An 18,885-nucleotide genomic window follows, 5' to 3' on the forward strand; every position below is an offset into this window, starting at 1 on the left:
CTAATACTTAGTATAGTAAATTTCTAATTCAACCTTTTTTTCTTTTAAGGCTTCTTCTGGGTGAGACCCAATTAATTTAATTCCAAAAGGATTTAAAATTCCTGTTGCTGGAAGTTTAATTTGCTGATCTTTAGAATTAACCGCCTTTTTAATAGCTAGGGCTGAAATATTAGCTCCAGATATAAGCGCTAATGAAGAGTTTACAGAGTCCTTCCTAATGATTTTATTAATATGATCAGTGATTCTAAATTTATAACGCCAAGGTTTATTTTCAGAGTCATACTCTAACATGCCTCCAAAAACTTTTTTCCCTGCATTGGTTGATAATGTGTTTATGGTATTGTCAATAAGAAAATCGTTAATGGGTAGTCCTGAATCTAAATTGTATAGATATAATCTCTCAGGATATATATTTTCATTGACTTGCAAGGGTTGATTTGGGTCAACATAAAAAACAAGACTAGCTTCATTGATTAACCAGTTTTTATTTCTTAATTGGAGTAGTTCGTCATTATCATTCAGGTTTGATGAGTCAAATAAATCTATTTTAGAATAAAACTGTCCTCCTTGAATAATTAAATTATCTTGAGGAGTTCCTGAATTACTTTGAAATATAGCATCTGATATTATTGGATCGTATCCAGATTTCTCCAATGAGTTTATAATAATTCCTCCTAGAGCTATGTCATAACTAGTTGATTTTTTTAATATTTCATCATCTGCTGCATCTGATGTTTCATAACCTTCATAATAATCATAATCATAATTTATTTTAATACCAGCAGCGTTAAAATTTAAAAGTAAATACAAGTCGTCTGTGAAGTTTTCAGCACTAATTATAATTCCTTTAATATGGTTTTGAAAATTATCCAAGTTTTTTAATTTGGAACTTCCTTCAGCATTAATAATGTTTTTTTGAAAAAAAGAAGGTTCTAATTCTACTCTAATTCTTGGAGAAAATCGATATTGAACAGTCGTTGAGTCCTCAACCTCTTCTGTTAAAGGATCATCTTCGATATAATTAAACCTTAACTCTTCAAAGTTTAGCCCGATTTCTTCATTAAATAATTCTGTAGAATAAAACCCCTGATCATAATAGTTTGTGTCTGAATAAAACTGTTGAATTGACTCAAAGTTATTATTAGGATCTAATGATGAAAGATAATAAGTTAACTCATTTACTTTCATTGTAAACCTTGCATTTGAATTACCATAAACAGAGTCAATATCATATATTCTATTTTCTGCATCATAACTAGAACTGTCAGTGTCTTCATTATCTAAAATACCGTCATTATCACTATCACTACTTAAAGGATTTGTTCCAACAGCGCTCTCTGACAAATCAGTCAATCCATCACCATCAGTATCACTTGATGAGTCTAGTGGGTCTAAATCTAATTTATCAATCACACCATCATTATCTTTATCATTCTGATTACTGTAAAATGGGATTTCTAAATAAACCGAAGTAACGGTTTCATTTTCAGGTATTATAGTCAAATCACTGGTCTCTGAGGTTTCAACATCCTGACTGTAAATTCCAAAAAAAGGATCATTGCTTATAACCAGTTGCGATGTTATACTTCCTTTTGATTCTCCATAAAAAGTATGGTTTATCTTTCCTATTTGTCCAAGGGGCAAACCATCTGTTTGAATTTTTTTTAGCTTTTGCTGGTACGTAAATACGGGAGCCTTATAAATATCTGTTTCGAAAACTTGATCAATCAGAAGGTTCGTTCCTATACTATGGTACTCTGGATCACATGACATAAAAAGACATGAAACTAACAATAAAATTAAACTAAAAGGTTTTATAGGCATTTTTAAATTAACTAAGGTTTTTTGTGTAAAAATCTACATATGATTTTTCTTCTTCACCGTCTATTTGAGTTAAATATGGTTTTTTACTGTTTTTAATCTCATCGATTATTTCTGTTTCAATTGAATCACCATGCAACACAAAACCATCTGAGTGAGTTATAGATAGCTTTGTTAAGTTTGTGTAAGTAGATTTTGACAATTCAGAAATTTCATTTTCTGGAATACCATCAAATTCTACTTTTTGTTTAAACTTTTTTGATATAGCTCCATCGAAGTCTTTTGGGTAAATAGAACTTACTATCTTACTTTCTGAAAAAATTGCATCATCCTTAAAATAAGTTTTTAGATACAAGGGAAATAGTGACGTGAACCATCCTTGTAAATGAATAATATCTGGAGACCAATTTAACTTTTTGACTGTCTCAAGAACACCTTTGGTGAAAAATATCATTCTTTCATCATTATCTGAGAATAATTTTCCTTTGGCGTCTCTTAAAGCAGCTCTTCTTTTAAAATAATCTTCATTATCTATAAAGTATACCTGCATACGTTCTTTAGGAATAGAGGCAACTTTTATTATTAAAGGAGTGTCCATGTCGTTTATAACTAAATTCATTCCTGACAATCTTATGACTTCGTGAAGTTGATGACGTCTCTCATTTATAAGCCCGTATCGAGGCATAAAAATTCTAACCTGTCCTCCACTGTCATTTATACTCTTTGGGATTTTGAATGAATTTATTGCTTGCTCTGATTGAGGTAAATAAGGAACAACTTCAGGTGAAATAATAAGTACGCGCTTGTCTTTCATAAAAAAAGTATAGGCCGATGATTTATAAGTCTTGCGAAATTACAAAAAATCTAATGAATGAATGAAAATATTACTATTTTGCGACGTTATTATTTTCCTAAAATGAATGTTTTTCGTCAGTATTCAACATTGAATGCTTTTATCGATCAAAATTCAACCCTTGGACTAGTCCCCACGATGGGAGCTTTACACCAGGGTCATACTTCTTTAATAGAAAGGGCGTTAGCTGAAAACGATCAAGTAATTGTTACCATTTTTATAAACCCAACTCAATTTGAGCATTCTGATGATTTAAAAAAATACCCTAAAACTCTAGACAGTGATATTAAAATGATTAGAAATATATCTCAAAAAATTATAGTTTATGCGCCAGAATCTAGTGACTTATATTCTAAGTCTATTAAATCATCGTCATATAGTTTTGGGAGTATTGAAAATGTTATGGAAGGAAAAATTAGAGTTGGACATTTTCAAGGAGTAGCGACTGTGGTAGAAAAATTATTAACTATTTTTTTACCCACAAACGCCTATTTTGGAGAAAAAGACTTTCAACAGTTACAAATTATAAGATCACTAGTAGGTCAAAAAAATCTCTCTTCAACTATTGTAGGTTGTTCAACTTGTAGAAACAATAATGGACTTGCTTTAAGTTCTAGGAATAGCTTTTTAACCAAAAATGAAACAAAAAAAGCTTCATTTATATTCGAACAATTAAAAATAGCTAAATCTCTTTGGGGTGTTGAAAGTTCAAAATTCATAATAAAAAAAATAAAAAATTCATTTTCAAACAATCATGATTTTAAATTAGACTATTTTGATATTCGATATGAAAAAAACCTATTAAATGCTGAAAATAAATCTGAAAATAAAGTCAGAGCATTTATTGCAGTTAAACTTGGAAAAATAAGACTTATAGATAACTTACCGCTTTATGAATTTTAAATCATTCTTAAAAGTTGTATTACCTCTTCTTTTAGGTGCATTTTTTATCTATCTGTCAATCAGTATAACAACTGATAGAGATAGAGAGATGATAATTCAATCAATTAAAAATGCTGATCTAAGGTTTGTTGTGCTTGGTTTGTTTTTTGCTATTTTAAGCCATTTGTCAAGGGCTTATCGTTGGAGATTCTTACTCTCACCTATGGGCTATAATCCCAGATTAATAAATACCGTTTTATGTGTTTTTATTGCTTATTTAGCAAATTTAGGTGTCCCAAGGTCTGGAGAGGTCATTAGAGCTAGTTTTTTATCAAATTATGAAAAAATTCCTTTCGAAAAGGCTTTTGGGTCAGTTGTAATTGAAAGAGTTGTCGATATGGTAATACTACTTTTATTAATTTTAATTGCCTTAATTCTTCAGTATGAAGCAATATGGAGGTTTATTATAAAAAAAGATATCGATTTTTTACAATTAGCCTTGTTTATCGCCTTGTTTGTTGGCTCAGTTTTACTGTTAATTTTAACATTAAAAAGATCAAAAAATAAATTTTTTATTAAAATAAATTTTTTTATTAATGGTTTTTGGGAAGGATTAAATTCAATAAGAAAAATGGACAAAAAATTACCTTTTATTTTTCATACAGTTTTTATTTGGGCAATGTATTTATTGATGTTTTATGTTGTTAAATGGACTATACCTGGCACTCATCTTCTTACTTTTAAAATGATAATTCCTGCTTTTGTAGCTGGTGGTTTATCAATTGCAACTACAAACAGTGGAATCGGAATATATCCTCTAAGCGTAGCTTTAGTTTTAGCTTCATTTGGGATTAACAAAGAGGTTGGTTTAGCATTTGGTTGGATAATGTGGAGTTCTCAAACTGTTTTGATTTTGATAAGTGGTGCATTTGCATTTATTACTCTTCCTTTGATTAATCGAAAACATTATCTTTAAATAATATGGCTAATAAAACTTCTTTTATTTGTAAAACATGTGGAGCTCAGCATTCAAAATGGCAAGGCCAGTGTAATTCTTGTAAAGAGTGGAATACCTTGTTTGAAGAAGTAATTGAAAAGAAAAAAGAAAAGAATTGGAATCGAAATTCAAGTAATTCAAAAACAAATAAATCTATTCAATTAGAGAAAATTAATGTAGATAATGAATCAAGAATCTTAACATCTGACAGGGAGCTTAATCGAGTTTTAGGAGGAGGTATAGTTCCTGGCTCTTTAATATTACTAGGGGGAGAGCCAGGTGTAGGGAAATCAACACTTCTTCTTCAAATAGCTATAACCTTAAATTTCAAAACACTTTATATCTCTGGAGAAGAGAGTCAAAAGCAAATAAAGCTAAGAGCGACCAGAATGAATCTCAGCAATGATAAAAGCTATATTTTAAGTGAAACTAAAATTAAAAATGTTTTCCATGAAATAGATGATTTAAATCCTGAATTAGTAATTATTGATTCCATTCAAACGCTTCAAAGTGACCTTATTGATAGCGCTGCAGGTAGTGTTTCTCAGATAAAGCAAACAACTGCTGAACTTATAGAGTTTGCAAAAGATAGTGGAATCCCTGTTATATTAGTTGGTCACATAACTAAAGATGGTCAAATTGCTGGACCTAAAATATTAGAACACATGGTGGATACCGTCTTGAATTTTGAAGGAGACAGAAACCATGTTTACAGAATATTAAGGTCTCAAAAAAATAGATTTGGAGCGACTGATGAAATAGGTATTTATGAAATGGTTTCAAAAGGAATAATTCCTATTTCTAATCCAAGTCAACTTTTAATTAATCTAAACGAAACCGCCTTGAGCGGCCAAGCTATTGGCGTCACAGTTGAAGGAATAAGACCGCTTTTACTTGAAATTCAAGCTCTAGTTAGCTCGGCTGTATATGGTACTCCACAAAGAAGTAGCACTGGGTTTAATGCAAAACGCTTAAATATGCTTTTAGCAGTTTTAGAAAAAAGAGCGGGATTTACCTTAGGAACAAAAGATGTATTTATAAATTTTACAGGGGGGATTTCCGTGGATGATCCGGCGCTAGATTTAGCCGTTGTAATTTCTATTCTATCTAGCTACTATGACATAACTATTAATAAAAATATGTGTTTTGCTGCAGAAATAGGCCTTTCAGGTGAACTTAGGCCAGTATCTAAAATAAATTTGAGAATAAAAGAAGCTGCAAAATTAGGTTTCAAGTCTATTTTAATATCTAAATTCAATAAAATTGATCTAAACGAAATTAAGATTAAGATCATTTATATGGAAAAAATTGAAGAAATAATATCAACACTTTTTAAATAAAGATGAAAAACATGTTTCGAATTAATAGAAAAATATAAATTTAATAGTCAAATTTGAGTTATGGAAAAAATTATTAAACAGTTTCTAAATGAGGTGAATGAAAGGAATAAAAACGAACCTGAATTTATGCAAGCAGTAACAGAAGTTGCTGAAACTGTTATTCCTTATATAATCACAAAAGATATTTACTACGGACAAAATGTATTATTAAGAATGGCTGAGCCTGAAAGAGTAGTTTCTTTTAGAGTGGCCTGGATTGATGACAATGAACAAATACAGGTCAATAGAGGTTACCGTGTTCAAATGAATTCAGCCATTGGTCCCTACAAAGGAGGTTTGCGGTTTCATCCAAGCGTAAACCTAAGTATCTTAAAGTTTTTAGCTTTTGAGCAAATTTTCAAAAACAGTCTTACTACTTTACCGATGGGAGGAGGAAAAGGAGGAGCAGATTTCAACCCAAAAGGAAAATCAGATACTGAGGTCATGAGGTTTTGTCAAAGCTTTATGTCTGAGTTATTTAGACACATCGGACCTAATAATGATGTTCCAGCTGGCGATATTGGTGTTGGAGGTCGCGAAGTAGGTTATCTTTTTGGGCAATATAAGCGTTTAAAAAATGAGTTTTCGGGAGTTTTAACTGGAAAAGGTGTCTCATGGGGTGGATCCCTTATACGTCCTGAAGCTACTGGATATGGTGTTGTTTATTTTACCTCTCAAATGCTGAGTCACATTAATGAATCTATTGAAGGAAAATCAGTTGTGATTTCAGGCTCTGGAAATGTTGCACAATTTGCAGCAGAAAAATGCATTCATTTAGGCGCAAAGGTGCATACTCTTTCTGATTCATCAGGCTATATTTATGATAAGGATGGTCTTGATTCAGAAAAATTAGCCCATATCATGTACATTAAAAACACAAAGCGAGAAAGGATAAGTGAATATTTAAATAAATATCCCAAAGCTAGTTTTCATTCAAAACAAAAACCATGGGGAGTTAAATGTTCCATTGCCCTTCCTTGTGCAACTCAAAATGAATTAGATATAAAAGATGCTGAATTATTAAAAGAAAATAATTGTATGTGTGTTTGTGAGGGTGCTAATATGCCAACTACTCCCAAGGCAATTCATTTTTTTAAAGAAGCCAATGTTTTATTTGCTCCTGGTAAAGCCTCAAATGCAGGAGGAGTTGCTGTTTCAGGACTCGAAATGGCTCAAAATTCGCTGCGTTATAATTGGTCTAGAGAAGAAGTAGACTCTAAACTAAAAAATATAATGGAAGATATTCACAACTCATGCCTTGAATATGGGCTAGAGAATGGTAAAATAGACTATGTTAAAGGGGCTAATATTGCAGGTTTTGTGAAAGTTGCAGACGCTATGTTAGCTCAAGGCGTAGTGTAATTTTTTTATTTTGATCAAAACTCCCGCTATAGTTATATGGACTTTAAAATATGGTGATTCTAGTCTAATTGCTAATTGTTACACTAAGAAAGATGGGCTCAAAAGTTATATGCTAAATGGAGTTTTAAAATCAAAAAAAACAGGAATTAAAAAAGCTCTTTTCCAACCTTTTAATTTAATTAATATTATATCAGACCATAGAAGAAAAGAAGGATTGAATTACATAAAAGAAGTTAGCATAAACAAGCATCTAGGCTCTATTCATAATTCAATATCAAAAACAACTATTACTCTTTTTCTTTCTGATGTATTAAAAAGTGTTCTTCAAGAAGAGGGTGGTGAAAACGAAAGTCTGTATGATTTTCTTGAAACAATGACTCTCTGGTTAGATAGTAATAATTCTAATGCCAATTTTCATATTAAATTTCTAATCGAGCTTACTCGTTATATGGGATTTTATCCAAATATATCTAATAATAATTATGAGTATTTCGATATGCTAACTGGTTGCTTCACGAACAATAACAACTCAAAAAATATACTCTCCGGCAAAAACTTAAATAGCTTTAAAGAAATTTTAGGCATGAATTTTGATGAAATTAAGTTATTAAAGTGGAATAATAGTATTCGAAATAGTTTGTTAAATGAAATCATACGCTATTATAGTTTACATTTACAACGTTTTAAAACACCTAAATCTTTATCTGTTCTACATGAAATTTTTAAGTGAAAAAAAATTAAATGTCTTAGTATTCTTTTTTTCTTTTGGATCATTTCTTAGTGCACAAATTATTCATGTTGTAGATTCAAATTCAGGAGAATCAATTGAAAATGTTGCCATTTTTTCAATTGATAAAACTAAAAGTGTCATTACGGACTATAATGGAAAAGCAAGTGTTGATGAATTTAATTTAACCAATTCTTTAATTTTTCAAATTAATGGGTATTTTAATTTAACTACAAAATTATCTGTCACTAAAAAGTCTTACATTATTCAACTAGACCCAAAAGTTCAAAACCTTGATGGCGTTATTTTGTCAGTCGCAAGGTCCATGTCTAAAAAAAATAAAATTGCTGAAAAAGTAAATATTATTAATTCAGAAAAAATTCAGAAAAGCATAATTCAAACTAGTGCTGATATTTTAGAACTAAGTCCAGGTGTTCGAGTTCAAAAATCTCAAGGTGGAGGAGGAAGTCCAGTTTTAAGAGGTTTTGAAGCAAATAGAGTTTTATTAGTTATTGATGGCGTAAGAATGAATAATGCAATTTATCGTTCTGGACACATACAAAATGCTATTACAATAGCCCCACATAACCTTGAAAGAGTTGAGATAATTTTTGGCCCCTCCTCAGTGGGTTATGGCTCTGATGCTCTCGGTGGAGTTATTCACTATTACACAAAAACTCCAGATATTAATAGTGATATAAAAAACAAAAATGAATTTCACTCAGATTTTAATTCTGCTAATTTATCAAGCGTAAATAATATTACTTCTAATTGGAGTTTTGAAAAATGGGGAGCAATAACCAGTATTAGCTTTTCTAATTTTGGAGATATTAGAATGGGTAAAAAAAACTCACACGGATTTAATAATTGGGGATTGACCAATTTTTTCTCTGAAAACACTAATTCATTCTTCAAAGCAACACCATCACTAAACCCTAATCCGTTAATCCAAAAAAAAACCGGATACAAGCAGTTTGACTTGTTTCAAAAATTTCGTTTTAAATTAAATAATCAAAGTTATTTATCTCTAAACGTTCAACTCTCTAACTCCTCTAATATTAATCGATATGATAAACTAAATGAAATAAGAAATGAAAATTTGAGATATGCGGAGTGGTATTATGGTCCTCAAAAAAGATTTTTATTTTCACCCAAGTTTGAATTTTTTAACGGAAGCCCTTTATTAAGAAAAGGTTCTCTTACACTTGCATATCAAAATATTAAAGAATCTCGAGTAGATAGAAAATTTAATAGCTTTAATAGGAGTTATCAATTTGAAGAAGTTTCAGTTATGAGTTTTAATGCAGATTTTAGTGCAAGACCTGCTGAGAATTTAACCTCCTCATATGGTTTAGAAATTTTGAATAATATAATATCCTCAGATGCATTTTCAAAATCTTTAAGTGTTTCAAATAACGAAATAATATCACTAAGTAGCCCTATTGTAATTCCAACAAGGTATCCAAGTAACGGAAGTTATTATGATAGCGCTGCCTTATATCTTAATTTTGTTTGGGAGTTTAATGATTTTTTATCTTTAAATGCAGGGTCTAGGCTTACCTACACAGATTTGGGGGGCTCCTGGAATGAAGAGGCTCTAGTTAATACATTATTATCAAAAGTTTCAGTTAATAACTGGGCTCTTACAAGTACCGTTGCAATGATATATACACCTATAGAGAAGATACAATTAAACGTTTTGCTCTCAAGCGGCTTTAGAAATCCTAATATTGATGATATTGGAAAAATAAGAGAAAGTGGAGGTTCACTCATAGTTCCTAATCCATTTCTTAAACCTGAATATGCATATAATTTAGATGTAGGACTATCTTTTGAATCTGAAAATGGTTTTAATCGATTTTCAGTAAGAGGTTTTGGTTCATTAATCTCAAGACATATTGTTCGTTCTGACTATACAATCTACTCTGATGAAAGTACAAATGACCCAAACACTATAATTTATGACGGAGAAGAGCTTCCTACTTTAGCAAATAAAAATCTCGGAAATAGATATATTTATGGTGGTTCATTTGAAGGCCTTATTCGATTTAGTGATAAATTCTATACAAGGGCAAATATCACATATACTCATGGTGATAAAAGTTTTAAAAATGGTCCCATACCTTCAATCCCTCCCTTATTTGGACAATATGGAGTTTATTATTCTGGGTCTAAAATTGACGCTCAGCTAGAGTGGAATTTTAGCAATGCCAAAAACCCCAATAACTACAGTTATGGAGGTGAAGATGGTTTAGATGAAACTCCTTTGATAAATGAGGATCAATATGCGGGAGCTCCAGCATGGAAAACATTTTCAATATCTACAAATTACGAATACAATGAAAAAGTTGTATTTAAATGTGGAATAAATAATATTTTTGATACTCACTACAGAACCTTTGCATCTGGTATTTCTCAGCCAGGAAGAAGCTTACAGATAGGAGTTAGTCTGGATTTTTAAGTTACTTTTTATGTTTTGTTTAAGTATTTATATTTTATAAATTGACTACTTTCGCTACTTCAGCAAAATAAAGTTTTGATGGCATTCAAAGAATACAAAAAATTAGACCTTCCTTCAATTTCTCAAGAAGTTTTAGATTTCTGGGAAAAAGAATCTGTATTTAATAAAAGTGTAATAAACAGAAAGGGGAATAAACCGTTTGTTTTTTATGAAGGACCTCCTTCGGCCAATGGAGTTCCCGGCATTCATCATGTAATGGCAAGAACAATCAAAGATATTTTTTGTCGATTCAAGACTCAAAAAGGCTTTTTAGTTGAAAGAAAAGCTGGGTGGGATACGCATGGTCTTCCTGTAGAATTAGGAGTAGAAAAAGAATTAGGAATTACTAAAGATGCAATTGGAAAAACAATAAGTATAGAAGACTATAACAATGCCTGTAAAAAAGCTGTTATGCGCTATACAAGTTTATGGAATAAACTTACTGAAAAAATGGGTTATTGGGTTGATATGGATGATCCATATGTGACTTTTGACTCAAAATATATGGAAAGTGTTTGGTGGTTAATAAAACAAATTAATGATAAGGGGTTGTTGTATAAAGGTTACAGTATTCAGCCATATTCACCAAAAGCTGGAACAGGTATTAGTTCCCATGAATTAAATCAACCAGGAACGTATCGTGATGTAACTGACACTTCTGTGACTGCAATGTTTAAGACTATAAAATCAAGTCTTCCCAAGACTTTAAAAGATACTGAAGGCCTTTATATACTAGCATGGACAACAACGCCTTGGACACTTCCTTCCAATACAGCTTTAACAGTTGGGTCTAAAATCGAATATGTTGTTATTAAAACATTTAATCAATACACTTTTTTACCAATCAAGGTTTTAATTGCAAGACTCCTCATAAAAAAACAATTTGGTAATACCTATTTAGCCGTCGATGAGGTTTCTTTGCTTAGTAATTACAACGCAAAAGATAAAAAAATTCCTTATTGGATTGAAAATAGTTGTCTGGGAAAAGATCTAGTAGGTGTTAAGTATGAGAAGCTTTGGGATTCTTCTCCCCTCCCTTTAAATAATCCGGAAAATGCTTTTCGAGTAATTGAAGGAGATTTTGTTACCACAGATGAGGGCACTGGTATTGTTCACACTGCCCCAACATTTGGAGCAGACGATGCAAAGGTCGCAAAAGAGTCTATTCCTGAGGTCCCTGCCCTACTTGTTCTTGACGAAAACAACAATCCTGTCCCTTTAGTAGATTTACAAGGAAAATTTAGAAAAGAGCTTGGTTCGCTTGCTGGAAAATATGTTAAAAACGAATATTATTCTGAAAAAAACATTCCTGAATATTCTGTGGATGTAGAAATAGCAATTCATCTAAAAAAAGAAAATCTTGCTTTCAAGGTTGAAAAGTATAAACACTCCTATCCAAATTGCTGGAGAACAGATAAGCCTATATTATATTACCCCCTTGATTCATGGTTTATTAAGGTAGATGGAGCTAGAGATCAAATGGTGGCTCTAAATAAAACTATAAATTGGAAGCCTAAATCGACCGGTGAAGGGCGTTTTGGAAATTGGCTTGCAAGTGCTAATGACTGGAATCTTTCACGATCTCGTTTTTGGGGAATTCCACTGCCTGTATGGTGCTCTGAGGATAAATCTGTTATAAAAGTAATTGGATCTGTTGAGGAGCTAATAAATGAAATAGATAAGTCTATATCATTCGGGTTTCTAAAGGACAACCCTTTTAAAAGTTTCGTTAAAGGTGATATGTCAAATGAAAATTATAGAAAAATTGACCTCCACAAAAATATAGTAGATTCAATTGTATTGACAAACAAAGATGGAACCCTACCATTATTTCGTGAAAATGATTTAATTGATGTTTGGTTTGATTCAGGATCAATGCCATATGCTCAGTGGCACTATCCTTTTGAAAATAAAGATAAAATTGATAATGCAATAGCTTTTCCTGCTGATTTTATTGCTGAAGGCGTAGATCAAACAAGAGGTTGGTTTTATACATTACATGCTATTGGAGCTCTTGTTTTTAATAAAATTTCTTATAAAAATGTTATTTCAAATGGTTTAGTTTTAGATAAAGAAGGTCAAAAAATGTCAAAAAGACTAGGAAACAGTATAGATCCATTTAAAACTTTGGATGATTATGGCCCAGATGCGACTAGGTGGTACATGATAGCAAATGCAAATCCGTGGGATAATCTAAAATTTAATCTGGAGGGCATATTAGAAGTTCAACGTAAATTTTTTGGAACACTTTATAATACTTATTCTTTCTTTAGCTTATATGCCAATATTGATGGTTTTGTTCCAAGTAAAGAGATGATTAGTGATCACAAAAGAGATGAACTTGACAATTGGATTTTATCTGAATTGAACAGTTTGATTTTAGAAGTAGAAAGTTATTACGAACAATATGAGCCAACAAGAGTTTGTAGGTCTATTTCAGATTTTGTTCAAGAAAAATTAAGTAACTGGTATGTCCGCCTAAGTAGAAGAAGGTTTTGGAAAGGAACATACGGGGAAGATAAAATCATAGCTTACCAAACACTTTACGAATGTTTAATAACAATATCAAAGCTTTCAGCCCCCATTGCTCCATTCTATATGGATCATCTTTATCAGGATTTGACTAAAATGACAATTGGATTTAACGCTACATCTGTTCATCTATCTAATTTTCCGTCTGCAGATAAGTCTAAAATTAATCTAGATCTACAGGATAGAATCAATAAAGCTAGGGTTATCACATCTCTTGCTTTGTCTTTAAGAAAAAAAGAACAGATAAAAGTACGTCAGCCACTTCAAAGAATAATGATTCCTGTTAATTCTGAAAAGGAACGTCAAGATGTTTTTTTAATTGAAAATCAATTAAAGTCAGAAATTAATGTAAAAAAAATCGAGCTTATTGATGATAGCAGTGGAATATTGGTAAAGCAAATAAAACCAAATTTTAAATTATTAGGGCCTCGTTTTGGTAAAGATATAAAGGTTATTGCTTCATTAATTAGCCAAATGAATTCAGAAGAAATTATAGAATTAGAGCAAAACGGAGAAATTCATTTAATGGTTAATGAAAAAAAGGTTAAATTAGTAGAAAGTGACGTAGAAATTAGCTCTAAAGATATTGAGGGTTGTTTGGTAGCAAATGGTAATGGTATCACAGTTGCTCTTGATATATCTCTTAACGATGAATTAATTAATGAAGGAATTGCAAGAGAATTTATAAATAGAATTCAAAATTATCGTAAAGATCAGAGTTTAGAAGTAACCGATATGATTGAGATATTTATTACCAAAGATTCCGTTTTAAATAAAGCAATTGATTCTTTCAAAAAGTACATTGAAGATGAAACTCTTGCAAAATCGATAAATATAGTTGACACAATTCAAGATGGTATAAAGTTAGAATTTGATAAAATAAATATTTCTCTTTTGATTAAAAAAATACATTAAATGCAAACCACAAACCGATATAGCGATAAAGATTTAGGAAAATTTAAAAAAATAATTGAAGAAAAAATAATTAAGGCCAATGTAGATTTAGATTTGCTTAAAAGGGCCTATATGAATAATGGAAATAATGGAACCGAGGATACCTCTCCAACTTTTAAGGCTTTTGAAGAAGGTTCTGAAACAATGTCTAAAGAGGCAAATGCTCAACTTGCTTTAAGGCAAGAAAAATTTGTTCGAGATTTAAAAAATGCATTAATGAGAATAAATAATAAGACATATGGAATTTGTCGTATCACCGGAAAGCTAATTAATAAAAAACGCTTATCTCTTGTTCCACATGCAACTTTGAGTATTGAGGCTAAAAACATGCAAAAATAAAATCTTTATTTTTTCTGCTATTTTTTTTTCCATTTATTATAAATGGTCAAAATATATTACATAAAAAGTTTGATTCAAAAAACATATATCTTGTTGAATTAAGCCTTTCATTAACAAGTTCTATAAGCATATCTAATAGTGATACTGAATTTATTGAACTTAATTACACAGCTAGAGGAGAGTATAAAAATTCAACATTTATATCATCAAAAGTAAATAAAGACAGAGTTTATATTGAAGAAAAGTTAATTTTAAATTCAATAAACTTTAATGATAAATTAAGTATTCATAAAAATCATTCCACAAGTTTAAATATATCGGTCCCAGAACATATAAATCTTAAATTAAATATTAAAGATGCTATTACAAAAATTAATGGAAATGTGTCAAGAATAAATATTTCTCAAAATAGTGGTGAAATATATCTTAATGATTGGAATAGTCCGGGAATATTAAAAACAATTTCTGCTAATATATTTTTTAGCAATCCCAACGTTAAAATTTTAACAAATTTAAAAAAACAATTAAATTGTGATAATTTTGAATCGAATAATCTTTTAGAGGTAGCTACGGTGTCCGGAATAATTGACTGTATTACATTTTAAATGTATACTTTTGAAATTGAAATGAAAAAAAAATTCATAAAAAATAATACGATTTATCATGGAATTATAATAATTATAATAATTCTAGCTTTAGATCAATTTTCAAAATTCTATATCAAGCTTAATTATCCGATTACAGTTTATAGTAATGAATCTATTGTTGATTGGGGATTTTTTAAAATACTTTTTGTTGAAAATAAAGGAATGGCAATGGGAACAAAACTTAATGACATTATTCCTTTTTTACCAGAAAACATATCCAAACTACTACTTACATTTTTTAGATTAATAGCAATTGGTGGGATTGGATATTGGCTTCAAAGTCTTTATAAAAATAAAAGCTCTATATACTTAAAATGGTCGTTATGTTTAATTTTTGCAGGAGCTCTAGGAAATATTATTGATTCTGTTTTTTATGGTTTAATCTTTAGCAATAGTTATGGGCAAATTGCGTCTTTTCTTCCAGATCAAGGTTATGCCCCAATATTTTTTGGTAATGTTGTAGATATGATTCAATTTCCATTAGTAGAATGGACGTGGCCAAGATGGATTCCTTTTATTGGTGGAGAAGATTACTTATTTTTTCAATATATTTTTAACATTGCTGATACTTCTATTTCAATCGGAGTTACGATTTTAATCTTTTTTAATAAAACTGTTTTTAATCAAAATGAAAAAATAGATTCTGGCGTAACTGCATAATCTAATTTCACATCAAAATCTGAAATATCTTTTATTTTTTTTACTGGCTCAAATAGAGATAACCCAACTTTGACTGTGTCTTTTTTGCATTTTTTTAAAAATCTATCATAATAGCCTCCTCCATATCCCACCCTGTTTCCTTTCAGGTCAAAAACATAAAGTGGAATAAAAACTACATCAATTATTCTTGGAGAAATAATAATTCCATTTTGGGGTTCTGGAATCCCTAATGAGTTGTTTTTTAAAATTGTTTGATCAGTCAATAATACGTGTTCTAGCTTTTTTGATACCATGATTTTTGGAACAACTACTTGCTTATCTTTTGCCATTATAACTGAAAGTAGCGGGGATGTGTCTATTTCTTTTTTAATTAATATACTCAAGAAAATATGAAAATTTTCCAAATGCCAAATTGGGATTTCCAGACATTTATTAGATATTAAAACACTTAGGTCTTGTATTTCATTGTTAGAAAAATTTTCTCTTTTATTTTGGTATAGAAATCTTAATTGTTTTTTTTTTTTCATAATAAGTAAACAGTATAAATTTAAGGGTTTATTGAGTTACAAATAATAACTTTAAAAAAGAAAAGAATTAATTTAGTGTAATGAAGATTACTAATCTAGAGTTGCAAGTAAAAACTTTACCGGAAAGTCCAGGGATTTATAAGTTCTTTAACAACGAAAGTCAGGTGATTTATATTGGAAAAGCGATAAACTTAAAAAAAAGAGTAGGGTCTTATTTTAAGAAAAACCATACACATTTCAGGACAAAACTCCTTGTAAAGCAAATTATAAAAGTTGAAAATATTGTTGTTGAGACAGAGATGGATGCATTATTGTTGGAGAATAATTTAATTAAAAAGTTTAAGCCTAAATACAATGTTCTTTTAAAAGATGATAAAACATACCCCTGGATATGTGTTCAAAGAAATCCAAGTCCAAAAATATTTTATACTAGAAGAGTTGAAAAAAATAAAGGACAGTATTTTGGTCCATTTACAAATGTTAGAAGTGTGAAGTTTTTAATAAAACTAATTAAGGATGTGTACCCTTTTTTAAACCATGAACTGATTCATTTATTAAAAAAGGAAAATGAAGAAATTAGTTCCAGTGAAATTGAAAAAAAATTATTCGATATAAAATTAATGATTAAAGGAAACTTTAAAGCATCTATTGATCGTTTTAAAAATGAAATGGATAGCCTTTCAGTTTTAACTAAATTTGAAAAGGCTCAAAAAATTAAAGAAAAACTTGAAATTTTATATAACTATCAAGTTAAATCAACAATTGTAAATCCGAACATATCAGAAGTTGATGTTTTCTCTATATACTCTGATGATAGTTTTGCTTATGTTAACTTTATGCAAATATCATTTGGGGCCATAATTAGCTCTTATACAATTGAAATTAAAAAAAGCTTAAATGAGTCTGATAATGAAATATTAAGAATTTCATTAATAGAATTACGCCAAAGATTTAAGTCAAATTCTATTGAAGTAATTTTGCCGTTTGATCTTAATTTGGGTTCTAAAATAAAATGTATTATACCGAAAGTAGGAGATAAAAAAAAGCTTCTAGAGCTGTCTCTTAAAAATGCCAAATCATTCCGAATGGAAAGGTTTAAACAAATTAAAATCTTAGATCCTGAAAGACATGCTAATAGAATACTTTCACAAATGAAATCAGATTTAAGATTAAAAGAAAGTCCAGTTCATATAGAATGTTTTGATAATTCTAACTTACAAGGGACTAATCCAGTTGCTTCTTGTGTGGTGTTTAAAAATTGCAAACCTTCAAAAAAAGATTATAGACATTATAATATTAAAACTGTATCTGGACCTGATGATTTTGCTTCCATGGAAGAAGTAGTATTTAGGAGGTATGATCGTCTAAAAAAAGAAAAAACATCTTTACCACAATTAATAATTGTAGACGGAGGAAAAGGCCAACTATCATCAGCAATAAAAAGTCTTGATAAATTAAACTTAAGAGGAAAAGTAGCTGTTATTGGTATTGCTAAAAGATTAGAAGAAATTTTCTACCCTGATGATCCAGTGCCTCTTTATATGGATAAAAAATCAGAGACTTTAAGGATTATTCAACAGTTAAGAAATGAAGCCCATAGATTTGGAATAAAGCTTCATAGGAATAAAAGAAGTAAAAAAGCTCTAAGCACATCTTTAGACAATATTAAAGGTGTTGGACCTAAAACTCAAATAAAGCTTATTAAAACTTTTAAGTCCTTCAAGAATATAAAAAAGGCTTCAAAAGATGAACTTAATAAGGTAATAGGACTTTCAAGAGCAAAAGATATTTATGAAAATTTACATTCTGTTAATAATAAATAATATAATTTAATATTATGTGTTTATTTTTACACTTGTTTAAAAAAGTATTTATTTGATTTTAAGAAAAACATATTTACTTATCATGTTTTTTGGTTTGATAATAGCCCCTCTTAAAATTAAGGGTCAAATCAATCAAAAAGAAGAAAAAGTATCGAATAGTTCTGCTTTTAAAAATGGTGAATGGCTTCAGTTTAGGCTGCATTATGGTTTGTTTGGCGCGAGTCATGCCTCATTAACACTTAGTAGTGATACTATAAATGGAGAGCCTGTAATTCATGCTAAGGGATATGGAAGAACTTCAGGTTTAGCTCGTTTATTTTTCCGCGTTGAAGATCATTATGAAAGTTATTTCAATGAAGAAAAAACTCAGCCCTTGCGTTTTATTAGAAATATAGATGAAGGCGGTTACACAAAGAATAAGGTAATTGATTTTGATCAAAAAAATGGTTTTGCTTATGTTGATGATATAAAAAACAAAAAGCAATCAAAACATGATATAAAGTTAAATACTCAGGATGTAGTCTCAACTTTCTATTATCTGAGAAACCATATCCCTTCAGAAAAACTTATCCCCAACGAAAGCTTCAAAGTCAATATTTTTTTTGATGACGAGCCTTTTGAATTCAAGCTAAAATATTTAGGAATTGAAAATATTAAAACTAAGTTTGGTGAAATTGAATGTCTTAAGTTTATTCCTGTTGTCCAAATAGGAAGGGTCTTTAAAGAAAAGGAAAGCATAATATTATGGGTTTCTAATGACTTGAATAAAATACCTATTCGTGTTCAGGCTGATATAGCGATTGGTTCTATCAAATGTGATTTGGAAAACTTTAAAAATATTAAACATCCATTTAAAATTAGAGTTGATTGACAAAAATTTGA

The 18,885-nt window shown here is 30.0% G+C and carries 15 protein-coding genes; 12 read left to right on the plus strand and 3 right to left on the minus strand.

The window, feature by feature from the left end; translation table 11 throughout:
* Positions 1-1,824: a DUF4270 domain-containing protein gene (locus AC34EU_RS01960; protein WP_487533768.1), complete on the minus strand. Its 1,824-nt coding sequence runs from the start codon at positions 1,822-1,824 to the stop codon at positions 1-3.
* A gap of 7 nt (positions 1,825-1,831) precedes the next feature.
* On the minus strand, positions 1,832-2,635 hold the full coding sequence (locus AC34EU_RS01965; protein ID WP_487533767.1) for a glycogen/starch synthase: 804 nt from the start codon (positions 2,633-2,635) through the stop codon (positions 1,832-1,834).
* 57 nt (positions 2,636-2,692) lie between these two features.
* On the opposite strand from AC34EU_RS01965, the gene panC reads away from it, so the two are divergent.
* The 10 genes from panC (at position 2,693) to AC34EU_RS02015 (ending at position 15,653) form a co-directional block, all read left to right on the plus strand.
* Positions 2,693-3,577, plus strand: coding sequence for a pantoate--beta-alanine ligase (gene panC / locus AC34EU_RS01970; RefSeq protein ID WP_487533766.1), 885 nt, complete (start codon positions 2,693-2,695; stop codon positions 3,575-3,577).
* On the plus strand, positions 3,567-4,532 hold the full coding sequence (locus AC34EU_RS01975) for a lysylphosphatidylglycerol synthase transmembrane domain-containing protein (protein WP_487533765.1): 966 nt from the start codon (positions 3,567-3,569) through the stop codon (positions 4,530-4,532). The genes panC and AC34EU_RS01975 overlap by 11 nt, the downstream gene beginning before the upstream one ends.
* A gap of 5 nt (positions 4,533-4,537) precedes the next feature.
* Complete coding sequence (gene radA / locus AC34EU_RS01980) at positions 4,538-5,893, plus strand: DNA repair protein RadA (RefSeq protein ID WP_487533764.1); 1,356 nt, start codon at positions 4,538-4,540, stop codon at positions 5,891-5,893.
* Between the two features lie 60 nt (positions 5,894-5,953).
* Entirely contained in the window at positions 5,954-7,294 is a 1,341-nt protein-coding gene (gene gdhA / locus AC34EU_RS01985; protein WP_487533763.1) for an NADP-specific glutamate dehydrogenase, read from the plus strand.
* A 10-nt stretch (positions 7,295-7,304) separates the two neighbouring features.
* Positions 7,305-8,024, plus strand: a complete 720-nt coding sequence (gene recO, locus AC34EU_RS01990) for a DNA repair protein RecO (protein WP_487533762.1) — start codon at positions 7,305-7,307, stop codon at positions 8,022-8,024.
* Positions 8,008-10,482, plus strand: a complete 2,475-nt coding sequence (locus AC34EU_RS01995; RefSeq protein WP_487533761.1) for a TonB-dependent receptor — start codon at positions 8,008-8,010, stop codon at positions 10,480-10,482. The genes recO and AC34EU_RS01995 overlap by 17 nt, the downstream gene beginning before the upstream one ends.
* 78 nt (positions 10,483-10,560) lie before the next feature.
* Positions 10,561-13,968: an isoleucine--tRNA ligase gene (ileS, locus tag AC34EU_RS02000; RefSeq protein WP_487533760.1), complete on the plus strand. Its 3,408-nt coding sequence runs from the start codon at positions 10,561-10,563 to the stop codon at positions 13,966-13,968.
* A complete protein-coding gene (locus AC34EU_RS02005; RefSeq protein WP_487533759.1) occupies positions 13,969-14,346 on the plus strand; it encodes a TraR/DksA family transcriptional regulator in 378 nt (125 codons plus the stop codon).
* A gap of 383 nt (positions 14,347-14,729) precedes the next feature.
* On the plus strand, positions 14,730-14,951 hold the full coding sequence (locus tag AC34EU_RS02010) for a hypothetical protein (RefSeq protein WP_487533758.1): 222 nt from the start codon (positions 14,730-14,732) through the stop codon (positions 14,949-14,951).
* Positions 14,952-15,653: a lipoprotein signal peptidase gene (locus AC34EU_RS02015; protein WP_487533757.1), complete on the plus strand. Its 702-nt coding sequence runs from the start codon at positions 14,952-14,954 to the stop codon at positions 15,651-15,653.
* On the opposite strand, the gene AC34EU_RS02020 is transcribed toward AC34EU_RS02015, so the two are convergent.
* Complete coding sequence (locus AC34EU_RS02020) at positions 15,617-16,180, minus strand: 5-formyltetrahydrofolate cyclo-ligase (RefSeq protein WP_487533756.1); 564 nt, start codon at positions 16,178-16,180, stop codon at positions 15,617-15,619. The genes AC34EU_RS02015 and AC34EU_RS02020 overlap by 37 nt on opposite strands.
* 80 nt (positions 16,181-16,260) lie before the next feature.
* Between AC34EU_RS02020 and uvrC the strand changes: the two genes are divergently transcribed.
* Positions 16,261-18,003: an excinuclease ABC subunit UvrC gene (gene uvrC / locus AC34EU_RS02025; protein ID WP_487533755.1), complete on the plus strand. Its 1,743-nt coding sequence runs from the start codon at positions 16,261-16,263 to the stop codon at positions 18,001-18,003.
* A gap of 52 nt (positions 18,004-18,055) precedes the next feature.
* On the plus strand, positions 18,056-18,874 hold the full coding sequence (locus AC34EU_RS02030) for a DUF3108 domain-containing protein (RefSeq protein WP_489696013.1): 819 nt from the start codon (positions 18,056-18,058) through the stop codon (positions 18,872-18,874).
* The last annotated feature ends 11 nt before the right edge of the window (positions 18,875-18,885 follow it).

It is taken from the genome of Candidatus Marivariicella framensis (assembly GCF_982709265.1).

Coding starts and splice junctions, on each gene's coding strand:
- AC34EU_RS02020 (WP_487533756.1), bottom strand. CDS start 16,180: ATGAAAAAAAAAAAACAATTAAGATTTCTATACCAAAATAAAAGAGAA.
- ileS (WP_487533760.1), top strand. CDS start 10,561: ATGGCATTCAAAGAATACAAAAAATTAGACCTTCCTTCAATTTCTCAA.
- uvrC (WP_487533755.1), top strand. CDS start 16,261: ATGAAGATTACTAATCTAGAGTTGCAAGTAAAAACTTTACCGGAAAGT.
- AC34EU_RS01995 (WP_487533761.1), top strand. CDS start 8,008: ATGAAATTTTTAAGTGAAAAAAAATTAAATGTCTTAGTATTCTTTTTT.
- AC34EU_RS02005 (WP_487533759.1), top strand. CDS start 13,969: ATGCAAACCACAAACCGATATAGCGATAAAGATTTAGGAAAATTTAAA.
- AC34EU_RS01965 (WP_487533767.1), bottom strand. CDS start 2,635: ATGAAAGACAAGCGCGTACTTATTATTTCACCTGAAGTTGTTCCTTAT.
- radA (WP_487533764.1), top strand. CDS start 4,538: ATGGCTAATAAAACTTCTTTTATTTGTAAAACATGTGGAGCTCAGCAT.
- panC (WP_487533766.1), top strand. CDS start 2,693: ATGAATGAAAATATTACTATTTTGCGACGTTATTATTTTCCTAAAATG.
- gdhA (WP_487533763.1), top strand. CDS start 5,954: ATGGAAAAAATTATTAAACAGTTTCTAAATGAGGTGAATGAAAGGAAT.
- AC34EU_RS01975 (WP_487533765.1), top strand. CDS start 3,567: ATGAATTTTAAATCATTCTTAAAAGTTGTATTACCTCTTCTTTTAGGT.
- AC34EU_RS02015 (WP_487533757.1), top strand. CDS start 14,952: ATGTATACTTTTGAAATTGAAATGAAAAAAAAATTCATAAAAAATAAT.
- AC34EU_RS01960 (WP_487533768.1), bottom strand. CDS start 1,824: ATGCCTATAAAACCTTTTAGTTTAATTTTATTGTTAGTTTCATGTCTT.